Below are 15,356 nucleotides of genomic sequence, written 5' to 3' on the forward strand. Positions count from 1 at the left end.
CGGTCAGGGCAATGGCCCGGTGGATGCCGCGGTGGCCGCGCTGAGTGAGCTGGGCGCGGGCTGGCGTGTGTTGAGCTTTGAGGAGCGCTCGACCACGGCCAGCGCCACATCGGGCAGCGCGCCCGCCTGCGCGGTCGTCGAGCTGGCCAACGATGGCAAGGATGCAGCCTACGGCGTGGGCATCGACAACGACATCGTGGCCGCCTCCATCCAGGCCCTGGTGGCCGCCATCAATCGCATGGGGCGCCCGACGGCCGCAGGCGTGCAGTCAGCGACACAATGGGCGGCATGAACCTCGCCCCCTTTTTGCAAGCATCGCGCTACATCGACCATGATCACCCGGCGGTCAGGGCTCAGGCCCTGGCGCTGGCGCAAGGCAGTCGCCAAGAGCACGATCTGATCAAACGCTGCTTCGAGTTCGTGCGCGATCAGATCAAGCACAGCTGGGATCACCGCCTCAACCCTGTGACCTGCCGCGCATCGGAGGTGCTGCAGCACGGCACCGGCTACTGCTATGCCAAAAGCCACTTGCTGGCGGCCCTGCTGCGGGCCCATGGCATCCCCACCGGGCTGTGCTACCAGCGCTTGTCGGTGGGGGATGAGGGGGCTCCGTATTGCCTGCATGGCCTGAACGCGGTGCACCTGGGCGATCTGGGCTGGCTGCGCATTGATGCGCGAGGCAACAAGCCCGGCATTGACGCCCAGTTTCATCCGCCACAGGAGTCACTGGCCTTTGTGGTGCGCGGCTCGCAGGAGCGTGACCTGCCTGACATCTGGGCCGAGCCCTTGCCCCAGGTGGTGGCCGTGCTGGAGCGCTACGACGATGTGGCACAGGTGCATGCGCATCTACCGGATGTGGAACAGATGGACTGAATCACCCAGGGTGAACTCCAGCGGGAAGATGGGTGGCGGGATGGAGGTGTTCCATGCACGAGCCAGCGTATCGTCCGCCATGCCAGAGAGCTGACTGATCTCTGCCAGCACATCTCGACGCATCGACTGGATGTGGACCACAGGTGAGGAGGGTTGACGGAGAGGGGCGATTCATTCAATCTAGTCAGATGACTGGTTTGAATGGAGGTCTCATGCACACATGGCCTGTTCAGGATGCGAAAGCTCGGTTCAGTGAGTTCCTGGATGCATGCCTTCAGGAGGGGCCGTAATTGGTGACACGCCGAGGCGCGGAGGCGGCTGTACTGATGTCAGTGCAAGAGTGGCGGCGTCTGCAGTCTGCTGCACGCCCCTCTCTGAAGCAACTGCTGCTATCGGACCTGGGGCGCTCCGAGTTGATCGTGCCCCCACGTGGACGAGCCAAGCGCCGCCATGTTGAGCCTTTGCTGTGACGATCCGATACTTGCTGGATACCAACGTGGTATCCGAGTTGCGCAAGCCACGTCCGCACGGCGCTGTGCTGGCCTGGCTGGCATCTCTGGATGACACGCAGTTGTATTTGTCTGCGGTGACTTTGGGTGAGATATAAGCCGGCATTGAGCTGACGAGAGAGCAAGATACCGTGAAGGCCGACGCCATTGAGGCATGGCTGGCGTTGGTGGCGGATGCCTACAACGTCTTGCCCATGGACGCCACAGTCTTTCGATGCTGGGCCAAACTGATGCATGGAAAGTCAGACACCTTGTATGAAGATGCCATGATTGCTGCAACAGCAAGGGTTCATGGTTTGACCGTGGCGACAAGCAATGTGGCGGATTTCAAGGCGCTGGGCTTCGAGGTGTACAACCCGTTTGCAACCGTGCCGCCGGCTTGAGTTGAGGTCCTCAGAGGCTCAATCAGGAATGACAGGCTCCACCAGCCGGGCCAGTTGCTCCAGCGATTCCTGCCAGCCCAGATAGCACATCTCTGCGGGGATCGCTTCGGGGATGCCTGTCTGCACGATGTGCAACTCGGTGCCGCACACCACCGGCTTCAAGGTCACCGTGGTTTCCATCTCCCCGGGCAATTGGGGGTCGTCAAACTTGTCCGAGTAGCGCAGGCGTTCGTTCGGCACCAGCTCGCGGTACTCGCCGCCGAAGGTGTGGCTCTTGCCTGACGAGAAGTTCGTGAAGGACATCCTGAAGGTGCCCCCGACGCTGGCGTCCATGTGATGGACCTGGCAGGTGAAGCCGTAAGGGGGGATCCATTTGGCCATCGCATCGGCCTGCAGGAAGGCGCGATAGAGGCGATCAGGGGTGGCCTTGAGAACGCGGTGAAGTTGAACGGTGTGGGTGGGCATGGTCAGCTTTCAAAAAGAGAGGGAAGCTCCTCAATGGGTACGACGATCAGCAGGGTCAACGATCGACATGCGCGCTCTCAGGTGAGTTCACCTGGCAAGTCGCTGCCAGTAGCCCACGTCAATCCAATGGCCAAATTTGTGACCGACCTGCGAAAAATGCGCCACCTTCGCGAAGCCAAGCGCTTCATGCAGGCCTACGCTGCCCTCGTTGGGGAGTGCGATGGCGGCGAGCATGGCGTGACAACCCTGTGTTTCCAGATGGTGGATCAAAGGCGCATATAGCTGCCGTCCCAACCCGCGGCGCTCGAAGCCTTGGCGCAGGTAGACCGTCAGTTCAGCCGTATGCCGGTATGCCGCGCGGGGATGGAACTGGCTCGCATAGCTGTAGCCGACGACGACGCCATCCACGATGCAGACAAACCATGGATAGCTGCTCAGGTACGACTCAATCCGCTCCCGCATCTGTGTTGGAGAGAGTGGTTGCTCTTCAAAAGTGACGGTGGTGTGGCTGATGTAGTGGTTGTAGATGTCGCTGATGGCAGTTTCATCGCCTGCCGCATATGGCCTGATGTTCATTGGAGCCTCTCTGCTTGTCTTCTGGATGTTTGACGTTTGTGGGCAATGTCGGTGTTCAGTGTCACCTATCGGTTGCCACTATGCCATCCGCTGCGCGCTGCTCTGTGGCTGAAGCTTGGGTCATGGGGCCGGAGGTACGTTCCGGCACAGCGGGTGAGGTGTGCCGTTATGCTCCAGCCCCTCACCACGCCACGCGCCACCCCATGCAAGCCCTTCTCGACGCCATTGCCACGATGGCCATGCCCCAAGACGCCCAGCGTGTATTTCACGGCCGGGGCGGCCTGTACCCCGGGTGTGAACATTGGGTGCTCGATGCCTTTCCCCCGGTGTGGGTGCTGACCAGCTTCCAGCCCACCTCCGACGATGATCTGGCCACCCTGCATGCGGCCTTGGCCGCTCGCTGGCAGCAACTGGCGCCCGGGCAGGCGCTGAACTGGGTCTATCAGTGTCGGCATGAGGGCCGTATCGACACCCGCCTGATGTCCGGCAACGTGCCCGACCCGCATGTGGTCAGCGAGCAGGGCACGCGCTACCAGGTGCATGTGCTCAAGGGCCAGAACCATGGCCTGTTTCTGGACATGGCCGAGGGACGCCGCTGGGTGCGCGAGCATGTGGCCGTCAGGCCTCGTTGCAAGGTGCTCAATCTGTTTGCCTACACCTGTGCCTTTTCCGTGGTGGCGCAGCAGGCAGGGGCGGGACAGGTGGTCAATGTGGACATGAGCCACGGCGCCCTGGCCATCGGGCAGCAGAACCACCGCCTCAATGGACTGCTCGGCGGGGCCAGCTTCCTGCCCCATGACATCTTCAAGACCTGGGGCAAGATCAATCGCATCGGCCCCTATGACTTGATCATCCTGGATCCACCCAGCTATCAGAAGGGCAGCTTCGTGGCGACCAAGGACTACGCCCGCCTCATGCGCCGCCTGCCCGAGCTGCTGGTGCCGGGCGGCCATGCACTGCTGTGCCTGAACGCGCCCGAGCTGGACGTGGCCTTTCTGACGGATCAGATGCAGGCACTGGCGCCTGAGCTGAGCTTCGTGCAGCGGGTGGCCAACCCACCCGCATTTGCCGACGTGTCCGACGATCGATCGCTCAAGGTGCTGGTCTATCAGGCGCCTGCCTTGCCCACACCGGATCAGGTGGTGTAGTCGCCCGATGCCTCGGGCTGGAAGGCGATGGCCACGACCCGTGCGGCACGCTGCTCGCCCGAGGGCATCTGCCATCGGGCCACGTCCCCCACCTGGAGGCCGAGCAAGGCGGCACCGATCGGCGAGAGCACCGAGATCAAGCCCTGAGAAGCCTGCGCATCCCGGGGGTAGCACAGCGTCAGGCGCTGTGGCGTGCCGGTCTCGGCAAACACCAAGTCCACCTGCGAGTACATGGTGACGACATTCGGCGGGATCTCACGCGAGGGCAGCAGCTCGGCCGCTTCCAGGTCCTCGGCCAGTTCCGGGGGCAAGTGGCCGCCATTCAGGCGGGTCAGGCGGACGAAGTCGAGCTCGGTCAGCAGGCGCTCACCACGGTCTTGTGTATGCATGAAGCACTCCATCTGTGCGACGCCCTCCAGGAATGAGGAAGGGGGTCGCGTTGGCGCTGAGCAGGTGCCCGGCGATGGATGGATGCGCTAGATAAAAGGGGAGGGTTATCGCCGGGCGGAGAGCTGTGCGACGGGCCGATGCTGCCGGTCCGCGTGCACAGCCGCGCACTTCCCCGTGGGGAAGTCAGGCGTCGGTCCTGTGCAGGCGTTCATCTCGGTGTGCATGGCTGCATGGTAGCAAGAAGCTGCCGGTGCTGCCTCGGAGGCGTCAGCCGACCACCTGGGTCATCTGATCATCGGCCACGAACACCGTGTTCCAGGCATCGAGCAGACCGCTCATGCGCACGGATTCCACCTCGGGGCGGGCGCGCAGCCAGGCGATCACGGCCGTGCGGTCGTCGTCGGTGGCGCTGCCCGTGCCGGCGCGGCTGACAAAACCACCGGCGGCCCAGCCACCGAACTCCAGACCCCGTGGGTCGATCACCTCGCTCACCAGCGCGTCCACGAAGGCTTCTTCGGCCGTGCCGGCCTTGATGCGGCTCTTGAAGGCAAAGCCGAATTCCTGAAACTCACCGACGTGAAGTTTCTTGCGGAGACGGCGACTGCGTTGTTTGGCCATGTTGGCTTTCAGAGGTTCGTTGAATGAACTTATCCACCGAACATGTGGACAAGTGTGTGGGCAATGGTGGGAGAACCCCAGGCGGCCCGAGGGTGGCGCCCTGGAGTGCCTACAAAGCGGGCACGGTGTACTGGGCCTGGGTCATCAGGTCGATACCGCACTCCAGATCCTGCACCCAATCGATGAATTCTCCCACGGCGGGGCCGGCCATGGGCAGCCCATGCTGGGGCACGATCATGCGGATGTCGAGCTGGCGCACCATGCGTGCCCACAGGCGCAGGATCTTGCCGGACACCATGTAACGCCGATGAAAGGCTTCCATGGCCGGGATGTGGGGCTTGAGCGAGGTGATCACGCTGCCCTTGACCTGCGTGGCGGCAAAGGACGCCCCCAGATCTCCCGAAAACAGGATCTTGCTGATGGGGTCGTAGAACTGGAAGTTGCCCTCGGCGTGCAGGAAGTGGGCGGGCAGGGCGATCAGAGTGCTGTCCCCGATGGGGATGTGCATGCCCTGGTCTGGGATGCCGTGCACGCGGTCGGTGGTCTTGCCCGGCTTGCAGAAGTGGGGCGCAAAGCGCTCCCACACCTTGGAGATGTAGAGCGGCGCCGTGGTCGAGGTCATCCAGCGGTCCAGCGAGGCAATGATGTCCGGGTCGGCATGCGAGGCCACGATGGCCGCCAGCCGCTGGGGCGGAAAGTAACGCGTCACCCCCAGGTACAGTTCGTTGTAGGCCATGTTGCCGCCCGGGTCGATGATGGCGCCAGTGTCCTTGTTGACGATGAGGAACTGGTTGGAGGGGACCGCCTCGCCGACATCGCGGGTGAGGTCAGTGAACATCAGGCACTGGTGGTGTGCGTCTTTGTAAAGTTCCTGGGCCATGGGTGCAGCGCGGCGCAGGTCGCTTCGCGCATCAAGAAAGATCAAAGGCGCCAGCGTAGCCAGATGCGCGTGCCTGGACTTGACTCCACGCAAGCTTCCTTGAAATAGATCAATTTTGTGGGCAGGTGCCAGGAGGCCCAGGCTCTGTTAAGGTGTGCTGATCGATCACCGAAAGGACGCACGTGCCGCCAAAACCCAACTATTCCTTCGAAAAACGTCAGCGAGAACTCGAAAAGAAGAAAAAGAAGGCTGAAAAAGCCATGAAGAAGGCCTCCGGTCATGACGGCGACACCGCCGTCTCCGAGGCACAGCCACAGCCCGAGCAGGCAGCGCCCTCGCAGACCTGATCTCGCTTGAGCGCACAGCATGGGCCCGGTCAGTGCTAGAGTGCCGCCCATGTCTGAACGCCAAGATCTCCAAGGTCGGCACATCGTGCTGGGCCTGTCGGGCGGTATCGCCTGCTACAAATCGGCCGAGCTCGTTCGCCTGCTGACGCGCCACGGTGCCGATGTCCGGGTGGTCATGACGCCCGCCGCCGAGTCCTTCATCACGGCCGTCACCCTGCAAGCCCTGTCGGGGCAGCCGGTGGTGACCAGCCAGTGGGACAGCCGCGATCACAACAACATGCCCCACATCAATCTGGGGCGCTGGGCCGATGCCATCGTCATCGCCCCGGCCAGCGCTGACCTGATGGCCCAACTGGCCCAAGGGCGCGCCGATGAACTCCTGAGCCTGCTGTGTCTGGCCCGCCCGCGCGAGCGCTGTGCGCTGATGGTGGCGCCCGCCATGAACCGCGAGATGTGGTCCCACCCTGCGACCGAACGCAATGTGGCGCAGTTGCGCGCCGACGGCGCCCTGATCCTGGGCCCCGGTTGCGGTGACCAGGCTTGCGGCGAAACCGGCGATGGCCGCATGCTGGAGCCTGCCGACCTGCTCGATGCCCTGATCGCCCACTTCCAGCCCAAGGTGCTGGCGGGCAAACGCCTGCTGATCACCGCCGGTCCGACCTTCGAGCCCATCGATCCGGTGCGCGGCATCACCAACCACTCCAGCGGCAAGATGGGTTTTGCCATGGCCCGCGCGGCGGCCGAGGCGGGCGCCCAGGTCACCCTGGTGGCCGGCCCCGTGCACCAGCCCACGCCCCAGGGGGTGAGGCGCATCGACGTGATGACGGCCCAGCAGATGTATGACGCCGTCCTGCCTGAGGCCAAGGCGCACGATGTCTTTGTGGCCACGGCCGCGGTGGCCGATTGGCGCCCGGCCACGCTCAATGAGCACAAGATCAAGAAAGAGGGCAAGAAGTCGGCCCCCTTGTTCGAACTCACCGAGAACCCGGACATCCTGGCGGCGGTGGCGGGCTTGCCCCAGCCGCCGTTTTGCGTGGGCTTTGCCGCCGAAAGTCAGGACCTGCTGGACCATGCCCGTGCCAAGCTGCTGCGCAAGAAGCTGCCCATGATCGTGGGCAATCTGGGGCCGGCCACCTTCGGGCGCGACGACAACGCGTTGCTCGTGGTCGATGCCCAGTCGCATTACCCCTTGCCCGCAGACGGCAGTGCCGCCGACAAGCTCACCCTGGCGCGCGCCCTGATGGCCGACATCGCTCGCCGACTGGGCTGAGCACGATCTCAAGACACCCAGACGCTACCCACCCGACCCTCACCCCACCATGAGCACCACGGCTGTTGACCTCAAGATCCTGGACCCTCGCATGGCCGATCACCTGCCGGCCTATGCCACGCCTGGCAGCGCCGGCCTGGACCTGCGTGCCTGCCTCGATGCCCCGCTGGTGCTGCAGCCAGGTCAGGCCGAGCTGATCCCCACCGGCTTGTCCATGCACCTGAGCGATCCGCAACTGGCGGCCATGATCCTGCCGCGCTCGGGCCTGGGCCACAAGAGCGGCATCGTGCTGGGCAACCTGGTCGGCCTGATCGACTCCGACTACCAGGGTCCCTTGATGGTCAGCTGCTGGAACCGCGGCCAGGCCGCCTTCACGATCCAGCCCATGGAGCGCATCGCGCAGATGGTGATCGTGCCGGTGGTGCAGGCGCGCTTTCGGGTGGTCGACAGCTTCGAGGGCGACACCCAGCGCGGGCAGGGTGGTTTCGGCTCGACCGGCAAGGCCTGAGCCAGGCTCAGGCCTTGCCGCTCAGTGCATCGTCGTGCCGGGCGGCACGTCGAGCGCATCCGATGAGGGCGCCAGGCTGAAGATCGACTGGGCCACGGAGCCCTGCTCGATTTCTTCTTCGGTGGCCTCACGCACATCCAGCACCTTCAGCAGCAGGTTGAGCGACAGACCGGCCAGGGGGTGGTTGCCATCGAGCACCACATGGGTGTCATACACCTCGGTGACCGTGTAGATCACGTCCTTGGGCATGTCGGGCGTCTGCGAGCCCTCGGGGGGGCCTTCAAACTGCATGCCTTCTTCGACAGCGTCATGCAGCACGTTGATGGGCTCGAAGAACACCAGCTCGCTGTGGTAGTCCCCGAAGGCCTGTTCGGGCTCCAGATGCAAGGCCGCTTCAAAGCCTGCGGATTGGCCGATCAGGGTCTCTTCGACCTTGGCCAGCAAGTCATCTCCACCGACGAAAAACTCCATCGGCTCTTTCAGTTCATCGATGAGCTCTCCTTGAGCGTCCTCAAGACGCCACGTCAAACTCACCACACAAGGGTTGCGAATGTCCATTCCGCAATCATCTCACGAGCACAATGTGCCCCCATGAAAGCCTCCTCCTCCCGCACCCAGCCCAAGGCCACCGCATCGGTGGCATCCGACCCCCTGCAGCAGGCGCTGCCTCTGCTCGGTGGCTTGTCGCCCGCGCAGTTCATGAAGCGCTATTGGCAGAAAAAGCCACTGCTGATTCGCCAGGCCGTGCCGGGTGTGCGCCCGCCCATTGACCGCGCCAGCCTGTTCGAGATGGCTGCCAGCGAGGACGTCGAGTCCCGCCTGATCGTGCAGCAGCCCGCCAAAAAGGGTGGCAAGGCCCCCAAGGGGGCCCAGGCCGACTGGACCTTGCGCCACGGGCCGATGCCGCGCAGCGCCTTGCCCAAGCTGGCCCAGTCCCACTGGACCCTGCTGGTGCAGGGGCTGGATCTGCACGTGCCGGCGGCGCACGCCCTGATGCAGCAGTTCCGCTTCGTGCCCGATGCCCGTCTGGACGACGTGATGATCTCCTACGCCACCGATGGCGGCGGTGTGGGGCCCCATTACGACTCCTACGATGTCTTCCTGCTGCAGGTACATGGTCAACGTCGCTGGCGCATCGGTCGCCTGCGTGATGAGCGCCTGTGCCCCGACGTGCCGCTCAAGATCCTCAGCCACTTCGAGCCCGAAGAGGAATGGGTGCTGGAGCCCGGCGACATGCTCTACCTGCCCCCGCGCTGGGCACACGATGGCATCGCCCAGGGTGAGTGCATGACCTGCTCGGTGGGCTTCCGTGTGCCCGAGGCCAATGGCCTGGCCGCCGAGCTGCTGCTGCGCGTGGCCGACAACATCGACGACAGCAAGCGCCAGCTCTACCGTGACCCCGATCAGCCCGCCACGGCCGAGCCCGCGCGCATGCCCGCGAACCTGCAGGCCTTTGCGGCCGAGGCCGTGGCCAAGGCCCTCAAGGATCCGCAGCAACTGCAGTCGGCCCTGGGCGAGGTCATGACCGAGCCCAAGCCCCGCGTGTGGTTCGAGGCCGGCGAGCCGCTGGCGGACGGCGTGGGCGTGAGGCTCGACCCTCGCACCCGCATGATGTATGACGATCAGCGCATTTTTGCCAATGGCGAGTCCTGGCGTGCGGCCGGTGCCGATGCCCGGCTCTTGCGCCGCCTGGCCGATGCACGTAGCCTGTCGGCCAAGGACGTGGCGCGTTGCAGCGACGACGTCCGGGATCTGCTGGATCAGTGGGCCGAAGACGGCTGGCTGCATCCGCTGCAGGACTGACGGTGCACACGGAGGACAGATCGAGGATGAGCAGTCGTATCGACGTGCCCTGGCCGGGCGGAGATGCCGAGGGCGGACACCTGGAAGGCTGGGCCGCCTGGGCCGAGCATGTGCGGGCCTTGCTGGCGATGGCCGAGACGCAATCGGCGTCCCTGATCTGCCTGGACGAAGACTTCGAGCACTGGCCGCTGGGTGAGCGCGCCTGCGTGGCCTCGCTGGAGCAATGGGCGCTGGCCAGTCGTCACAGCCAATGCCATATGCTGGCGCTGGACTGGAGCAAGGTGGGGCGGCGTCATCCGCGCTGGGTGCAGTGGCGCACGCCCTGGGGTCATCGGGTGCACTGTCGGCAGATGTCGGAGGACGAGCAATCTTCTTTGCAGGTGTTCCGGCCCCTGCTGGTGCTGCAGGGCGTCATGGGCCTGAGGATGCTCGACAATGAGCGAGGCATCGCGGTCTGGTCACGTCGACCGGCTGTTCTGGCCGAGTGGTGGCATGAGGGTGATGCAATTTTGCAACGATCTCATGAGGCTATGCCAGTTACGACACTTGGCTTATAGGGAATTGCCCGAAGCACCATATAATGGCAGGCTGAATGAGGTGAATCTAAAAGATGCGCCGCATCCAAAGCCCTTCGTCTCGAATCATTTTGGGACTGTGGGTTTAAGCACAAGTTCCATCGCTATCCGGTTTTATTGACACTCCCTTTTGAGGATACAAGCATGAAAAAGTCGCTCCTGCTGGCTTCGCTGATCGCTGCCATGGCCCTGGCCGCTTGCGGTAAGAAGGAAGAAGCTGCCGCTGACGCCGCTTCCGCCGCTTCTGAGGCTGCTTCCGCTGTTGCTGAAGTCGCTTCCGCTGCTACCGACGCCGCTTCCGCTGCCACCGACGCTGCCTCCGCTGCTACCGACGCTGCTTCCGCCGCTGTCGACGCTGCTTCGGCTGCTGTTGACGCTGCTTCGGCCGCCAAGTAATCTCTTTCGAGAGATCTTAAAAGAGCCACTCTTCGGAGTGGCTTTTTTTCGTCTGCACTTGGATGTGCCGCACGCCTTGGCGTGACGCTGTGCACGTTTTTTGTGTGGCAAAAAGTAAAAAGCCCGGCGATCAGCCGGGCTTTTTGCATGGGTGCCAGCCAAGCTGACACCGAGTGTGGGGTCACTCCAGATTGGTCGCCAGCATCTTGGCCACTTCGCGGCCACCTGCCGTGTCAGCGGGCTTGCCATCGGTGCCCAGCACGGCCACGGAGCTGCTGCTGCCCTGGGTGCTCAGCTGCAGGCGATAGCGCGACAGGGTGTCGGCCGAGGCCTTGTTGCCAAACCAGCTAAACATCTTGTCCATCAGACCGGGCTTGCTGCCTTCAGGGGCGGTGGAGGCCAGGCGGACCTCGTAGACGCCCTTGCTGCGGTCACGGTCTTCCACCGTGAAGCCGCCACGGTCCAGGGCCAGGCCCACACGGCGCCAGACCTGATCAAAATCACCGCCCACGTTCACCGACAGACCATCGGCCGACAGGCGTGCGCGCGGGGCCAGGTTGCCACTCTCGCTGGAGGCCACGGCGGCCTGCGCGGCTTCCTTGGTCGAACCCAGCTTGACCATCAGGCGGGTCAGCATCTCAGCTTCCAGGGCGGTGTCCGCAGGGCGGGCCTTCCAGTGGGTGGCTTCCTTGCGGGCGTCCACGTAGAGCTCTTGCAGGCCACGGTGGCTGACGTAGATCTCGCTGCCGCGCGAGGTGCGCTCCACGCGGGTGCGGAACTGGTCGCGCTCGCCGGTGTCATAGAGGTTGTCGATCAGGCGACCCACGAGCTTGCGCAGACCATCCTGACCCAGCTTGGCGCGGTTCTCCGACCAGTTGGTCTCCAGCAGGCCGTTCTGGGCTTGATCCACGGGCAACTCGAAGCCGTTTTCGAGCCAGAACTCGCGCACCTTGGCCCACACCTGCTCGGGCGGCTGGTTCACGCTCAGCCAGCGGGTTTGGCCATCACGCTCCAGGGTCACGCCACCCAGGGACTGGACGGCCACGCCCGCGTTGTCGGGATTGGCGGCCTGTGCCTGCTGGTTGAAGTTGGACGCGGTCACGCTGCCGGAGGTGGCATGGGTGTAGCGCCCCTGGCCGCTGAGTTGCGACAGATCGGGCGGCACCTCCAGGGAGACCGTCTTGCTGCCGCTGGTGCGGTAGTCAACCTTGCTGCCACTGGTCAGGTCGTTGAGGGATGAGCAACCGGCGCTCAGCGCGGCGATCGAGCAGGCACAGGCCAGAAGCGCCAGGCGGCCGGGAACGTTGGAGTTCAGCATGGGATAGTGGATCAGGTCCGTGAGAAGGTCAGAGCACACCGCTTTCGCGCAGCGCGGCTTCCACTGTGGGCTGCGCAGCGGCCGACAGAGGGGTCAAAGGCAGACGCAGGGCACCACCCGCCTTGCCCATGCGGGCCAGGGCCCACTTGACGGGGATGGGGTTGGGTTCGATGAACAGGTGCTTGTGCAGGGGCAGCAGTTGCATGTGCAGCTCGACGGCGCGCTTGACGTCGCCGGCCATGGCGGCCTTGCACAGCTCGTGCATGCCCTTGGGGGCGACGTTGGCGGTCACGCTGACGTTGCCATGACCGCCCAGCAGCATCAGGGCCACGGCGGTGGCGTCGTCACCTGAGTAGATGCCAAAGCCCTTGGGGGCCTGCTTGATCAGCCAGGCGGCGCGCTCCAGGTTGCCGGTGGCCTCCTTGATGCCGATCACGCCGGGCAACTGGGCCAAGCGCAGGGCGGTTTCAGGCAGCATGTCCGCGACCGAGCGACCGGGCACGTTGTAGAGCATCTGGGGGATGTCCACCGACTCGGCAATGGCCTTGAAGTGCAGGTAGATGCCTTCCTGGGTCGGCTTGTTGTAGTAGGGCACGACCTGCAGGGTGCAGTCGGCGCCCACTTTCTTGGCAAAGCGGCTGAGCTCGATGGCTTCGGCGGTCGAGTTGGCACCGGCTCCGGCCATCACGGGCACGCGGCCTGCGCATTGCTCCACCGCCACGCGGATGATTTCGCAATGTTCTTCGACGTTGACGGTCGGGGACTCGCCGGTGGTGCCCACCACGCCGATGCAGTCCGTGCCTTCGGCGATGTGCCAGTCAATCAGGCGGCGCAGTGCGTCGTAGTCCACGCTGCCGTCGTCGTGCATGGGCGTGATCAGCGCCACGATACTGCCAAGAATCGGTTTCATGTTGCTTCCTTAGATCTGTGGATTCTATCTGGGCTCAACTGTCCTTTTGCAGGGCCGCCAGCGCCAGTTTGTCGACCAGGGCGGGGGCCAGCAGCTTCATCCAGCGGCCCAGCTTGCCCTTGGTGGTCATGACGATGTCCCGCTCGCGCCGGGCCATGCCGGCCACCATGATGCGCACGCACTCCTGCACGGTCATGGCGCCACGCTCGTCCAGGCTGCTTTTGCCGGCCGCCAGGCCCTGCGCATTGAATCCGCGGTGTCGAATTTCGGTCAGCACGACGCCGGGGTAGACCAGGGTGACGTCCACCCCATGCGGCGCCAGTTCGACGCGCAGGGATTCGAAAAAACCCGTTTGGGCAAATTTGGTGGCACTGTAGGCGGTACGACCGGGCACACCCACCAAGCCGGCCAGGCTGGAGACGGTCACGATGTGGCCGCGGCTGGCCCGCAGGTGGGGCAGGGCGGCGTGGGTGGGCCAGGCGCTGCCCCAGAGGTTGATGCGCATGAGGTCTTCGTACCAGCCCATGTCCTGCACGTCGCCGAGCAGGGCGTGTGCAGACATGCCGGCGTTGTTGACCAGGGTGTCGATCCGCCCGAAGCGCGTGATGGTGTCCGCGATCAGCCCTCGGCAGTCGGCCTCGACCCCCACGTCGGTGACGCGCACCAGGGTGCTGGCCCCCAGGGCTTCGCATTCTCGGGCGACCTGGGCCAGCTTGTCCTGGCTGCGGGCCGCCAGCACCAGGGCGATGGCCTGGCCGTGCTGACGTGCCAGTTGCCGGGCGAGTTCGGCGCCGATGCCGTCCGAGGCGCCGGTGATCACGGTGACGTTGAGGCTCATGTCGTAGGGGAGGTCAGAAGCAGATCGACCACAGACGGCTGAGGTCGAAAACCACGTGGCCGCGAAAGTACCATGCAAACGTCGCCAGCAGTATCAGCAGGACTACCGCCCAGACCACGACTCGGCGCACCACGGGCCTCATGCCGGGGCCGCCAGACGCCCGCGAGGGGGCTCGTTTTCTCGCACGGGCAGGTTCAGGGCAGCGGCCAGCAGGCCCAGGGCGATGGCCAGCCACCAGACGACCTGGTAGCCGCCGGTGAGGTCATAGAGGCGGCCCGCCAGCCACACCCCCAGGAAGGAGCCGATCTGGTGGGACAGGAACACCAGGGCACTGAGCATGGACAGATGCCGCACGCCCAGCATCTGCGCGACGATGGCATTGGTGGGCGGGACGGTCGACAGCCACAGGGTGCCCATCACCGCCGCGAAGAGGCCCACGCTCAGGGGGGTGGGGGGCAGCGCGATGAAGATCAGCATGGCCACGGCACGCGAGAAGTAGATGCCAGCGAGCACATGGGGCTTGGACAGGCGCTGCCCCAGCCAGCCAACGCTGTAGGTGCCCAGCACATTGAACAGGCCGATCAGGGCCAGCGCCGTGGTGGCCACGCCGGGGGGCAGTTGGTGATCCTGGAGGTAGCTGGGCAAGTGCACGCCGATGAAGGCCAACTGGAAGCCGCAGACAAAGTAGCCGCCCGTCAGCAGCAGATAGCTGGGGTGGGTGAGGGCTTCGCGCAGGGCGGCACCCGCCCCCTGGGGCTCGGCCAGGCCCGACGATGCGGGGCTGCCAGGGGGACCAGAGAGGGGGCGGGGGCGATCGGCTCTCAGACCCCAGGCCACCGGCACGATCAGCAGGGCACTGGCAGCCAGGCCCCACAGGGCGCCTTGCCAGCCGAGCCGGTCCATCAGGGTGCTGGACAGCGGCACCATGAGGAACTGGCCGAAGGAGCCCGCGGCGGCCGTGATGCCCATGGCCCAGGAGCGCTGGCTGGCGTCGACATGCCGGCCGATCACGCCATAGACCACCGAGTAGGTGGTGCAGGCCTGGGCGCAGCCGATCATCACACCGGAGCTGAGGGTGTAGGCGATCACATCGGTGCTGGTGGCCATGCCGATCAGGCCCAGGGCGTACAGGACGGCACCGGTCAGCAGCACGCCGATGGCCCCTTTGCGGTCGGCCCACCAGCCCACGATGGGGCCGGCCGCACCCCAGACCAGGTTCTGGATGGCCATGGCCAGGGAGAAGGTTTCCCGGCTCCAGTCCCGGTCCATGGTGATGGGGGCCAGCCACAGGCCAAAGCCGTGACGGATGCCCATGGAGAGGGTGACGACCAGTGCGCCGCACATCAGCAACTGCCACAGGGGCAGGGTGGGCGGGGACGGGTGGATCGGTGAATTCTGCGGGGTGTGGGGCGGCACGGGCACTCCGGTGTCGACAGCGCCTGAGCGGGCGCTCCGGTGGAGTGCCTCGACTGAAGGTCAGACCTGCATGTTCATGATATCCGTGTATGCCTGAACCAGCTTGTTGCGGAACTGAACGGCCGACTGGAAG

22 protein-coding genes are annotated in these 15,356 nt (G+C 64.8%); 11 read left to right on the plus strand and 11 right to left on the minus strand.

Translation table 11 applies throughout. The annotated features are described in order from the left end of the window. From VFW84_RS02680 to VFW84_RS02695, 4 genes are all read left to right on the plus strand, one after another. Positions 1-292: alpha-isopropylmalate synthase regulatory domain-containing protein (locus tag VFW84_RS02680; RefSeq protein ID WP_329678888.1), on the plus strand; the 292-nt coding region annotated here is incomplete at its 5' end. After that, positions 289-873 (plus strand): transglutaminase family protein, encoded by a 585-nt coding sequence (locus VFW84_RS02685; protein ID WP_329678889.1) that lies wholly within the window; start codon positions 289-291, stop codon positions 871-873. The genes VFW84_RS02680 and VFW84_RS02685, both read left to right, overlap by 4 nt. Positions 874-1,166: 293 nt before the next feature. Then, positions 1,167-1,343: a type II toxin-antitoxin system prevent-host-death family antitoxin gene (locus VFW84_RS02690; RefSeq protein ID WP_329678907.1), complete on the plus strand. Its 177-nt coding sequence runs from the start codon at positions 1,167-1,169 to the stop codon at positions 1,341-1,343. 170 nt (positions 1,344-1,513) lie between these two features. Then, complete coding sequence (locus tag VFW84_RS02695) at positions 1,514-1,765, plus strand: PIN domain-containing protein (RefSeq protein ID WP_329678890.1); 252 nt, start codon at positions 1,514-1,516, stop codon at positions 1,763-1,765. Positions 1,766-1,783: 18 nt separating this feature from the next. Here the strand turns inward: VFW84_RS02695 and VFW84_RS02700 are convergent, their stop codons facing one another. Beyond that, a complete protein-coding gene (locus VFW84_RS02700; protein ID WP_329678891.1) occupies positions 1,784-2,230 on the minus strand; it encodes an SRPBCC family protein in 447 nt (148 codons plus the stop codon). Positions 2,231-2,317: 87 nt separating this feature from the next. Beyond that, positions 2,318-2,806 (minus strand): arsinothricin resistance N-acetyltransferase ArsN1 family B, encoded by a 489-nt coding sequence (locus VFW84_RS02705; protein ID WP_329678892.1) that lies wholly within the window; start codon positions 2,804-2,806, stop codon positions 2,318-2,320. A gap of 203 nt (positions 2,807-3,009) precedes the next feature. On the opposite strand from VFW84_RS02705, the gene VFW84_RS02710 reads away from it, so the two are divergent. Beyond that, a complete protein-coding gene (locus tag VFW84_RS02710) occupies positions 3,010-3,954 on the plus strand; it encodes a class I SAM-dependent methyltransferase (protein WP_329678893.1) in 945 nt (314 codons plus the stop codon). Here VFW84_RS02710 and VFW84_RS02715 read toward each other — a convergent pair. From VFW84_RS02715 to VFW84_RS02725, 3 genes are all read right to left on the minus strand, one after another. Continuing rightward, positions 3,942-4,343 carry a GreA/GreB family elongation factor gene (locus tag VFW84_RS02715; RefSeq protein ID WP_329678894.1) on the minus strand — a complete coding sequence of 134 codons (402 nt, stop codon included), beginning with the start codon at positions 4,341-4,343 and terminating at the stop codon, positions 3,942-3,944. The two genes, VFW84_RS02710 and VFW84_RS02715, sit on opposite strands and share 13 nt — an antisense overlap. A 268-nt stretch (positions 4,344-4,611) precedes the next feature. Next, positions 4,612-4,962, minus strand: a complete 351-nt coding sequence (locus tag VFW84_RS02720; RefSeq protein ID WP_329678895.1) for a YggL family protein — start codon at positions 4,960-4,962, stop codon at positions 4,612-4,614. 109 nt (positions 4,963-5,071) lie between these two features. Further along, positions 5,072-5,842, minus strand: a complete 771-nt coding sequence (locus VFW84_RS02725; RefSeq protein ID WP_329678896.1) for an MBL fold metallo-hydrolase — start codon at positions 5,840-5,842, stop codon at positions 5,072-5,074. Positions 5,843-6,024: 182 nt separating this feature from the next. Between VFW84_RS02725 and VFW84_RS02730 the strand changes: the two genes are divergently transcribed. The 3 genes from VFW84_RS02730 to dut are packed head-to-tail and all read left to right on the plus strand — an operon-like array spanning position 6,025 to position 7,967. After that, positions 6,025-6,189, plus strand: coding sequence for a hypothetical protein (locus tag VFW84_RS02730; RefSeq protein WP_329678897.1), 165 nt, complete (start codon positions 6,025-6,027; stop codon positions 6,187-6,189). A 49-nt stretch (positions 6,190-6,238) separates the two neighbouring features. Next, positions 6,239-7,459, plus strand: coding sequence for a bifunctional phosphopantothenoylcysteine decarboxylase/phosphopantothenate--cysteine ligase CoaBC (gene coaBC, locus VFW84_RS02735; RefSeq protein ID WP_329678898.1), 1,221 nt, complete (start codon positions 6,239-6,241; stop codon positions 7,457-7,459). A gap of 49 nt (positions 7,460-7,508) precedes the next feature. Further along, entirely contained in the window at positions 7,509-7,967 is a 459-nt protein-coding gene (dut, locus tag VFW84_RS02740) for a dUTP diphosphatase (RefSeq protein WP_329678899.1), read from the plus strand. A gap of 21 nt (positions 7,968-7,988) precedes the next feature. On the opposite strand, the gene VFW84_RS02745 is transcribed toward dut, so the two are convergent. After that, positions 7,989-8,525, minus strand: a complete 537-nt coding sequence (locus tag VFW84_RS02745; protein WP_329678900.1) for a peptidylprolyl isomerase — start codon at positions 8,523-8,525, stop codon at positions 7,989-7,991. A 33-nt stretch (positions 8,526-8,558) separates the two neighbouring features. On the opposite strand from VFW84_RS02745, the gene VFW84_RS02750 reads away from it, so the two are divergent. The 3 genes from VFW84_RS02750 to VFW84_RS02760 all read left to right on the plus strand — a co-directional run bounded on the left by VFW84_RS02750 (position 8,559) and on the right by VFW84_RS02760 (position 10,741). Beyond that, on the plus strand, positions 8,559-9,770 hold the full coding sequence (locus tag VFW84_RS02750; RefSeq protein ID WP_329678901.1) for a JmjC domain-containing protein: 1,212 nt from the start codon (positions 8,559-8,561) through the stop codon (positions 9,768-9,770). A gap of 26 nt (positions 9,771-9,796) precedes the next feature. Beyond that, a complete protein-coding gene (locus tag VFW84_RS02755) occupies positions 9,797-10,327 on the plus strand; it encodes a hypothetical protein (RefSeq protein ID WP_329678902.1) in 531 nt (176 codons plus the stop codon). 162 nt (positions 10,328-10,489) lie between these two features. After that, on the plus strand, positions 10,490-10,741 hold the full coding sequence (locus tag VFW84_RS02760) for a hypothetical protein (RefSeq protein WP_329678903.1): 252 nt from the start codon (positions 10,490-10,492) through the stop codon (positions 10,739-10,741). A 181-nt stretch (positions 10,742-10,922) separates the two neighbouring features. Here the strand turns inward: VFW84_RS02760 and bamC are convergent, their stop codons facing one another. The 5 genes from bamC to VFW84_RS17480 form a co-directional block, all read right to left on the minus strand. Then, a complete protein-coding gene (gene bamC / locus VFW84_RS02765) occupies positions 10,923-12,059 on the minus strand; it encodes an outer membrane protein assembly factor BamC (RefSeq protein ID WP_329678904.1) in 1,137 nt (378 codons plus the stop codon). A gap of 28 nt (positions 12,060-12,087) precedes the next feature. Continuing rightward, on the minus strand, positions 12,088-12,969 hold the full coding sequence (dapA, locus tag VFW84_RS02770; RefSeq protein ID WP_329678905.1) for a 4-hydroxy-tetrahydrodipicolinate synthase: 882 nt from the start codon (positions 12,967-12,969) through the stop codon (positions 12,088-12,090). 34 nt (positions 12,970-13,003) lie between these two features. Further along, positions 13,004-13,807 carry an SDR family oxidoreductase gene (locus VFW84_RS02775; protein WP_329678906.1) on the minus strand — a complete coding sequence of 268 codons (804 nt, stop codon included), beginning with the start codon at positions 13,805-13,807 and terminating at the stop codon, positions 13,004-13,006. Between the two features lie 138 nt (positions 13,808-13,945). Next, on the minus strand, positions 13,946-15,151 hold the full coding sequence (locus tag VFW84_RS02780; RefSeq protein ID WP_329678908.1) for an MFS transporter: 1,206 nt from the start codon (positions 15,149-15,151) through the stop codon (positions 13,946-13,948). A 132-nt stretch (positions 15,152-15,283) separates the two neighbouring features. After that, the coding region (locus VFW84_RS17480; RefSeq protein ID WP_414638873.1) for a flagellar hook-basal body complex protein FliE at positions 15,284-15,356 on the minus strand (73 nt) is incomplete at its 5' end.

Origin of the sequence: Aquabacterium sp. (genome assembly GCF_036279655.1) — a bacterium.
Classification (GTDB): Bacteria; Pseudomonadota; Gammaproteobacteria; order Burkholderiales; family Burkholderiaceae_C; genus Aquabacterium.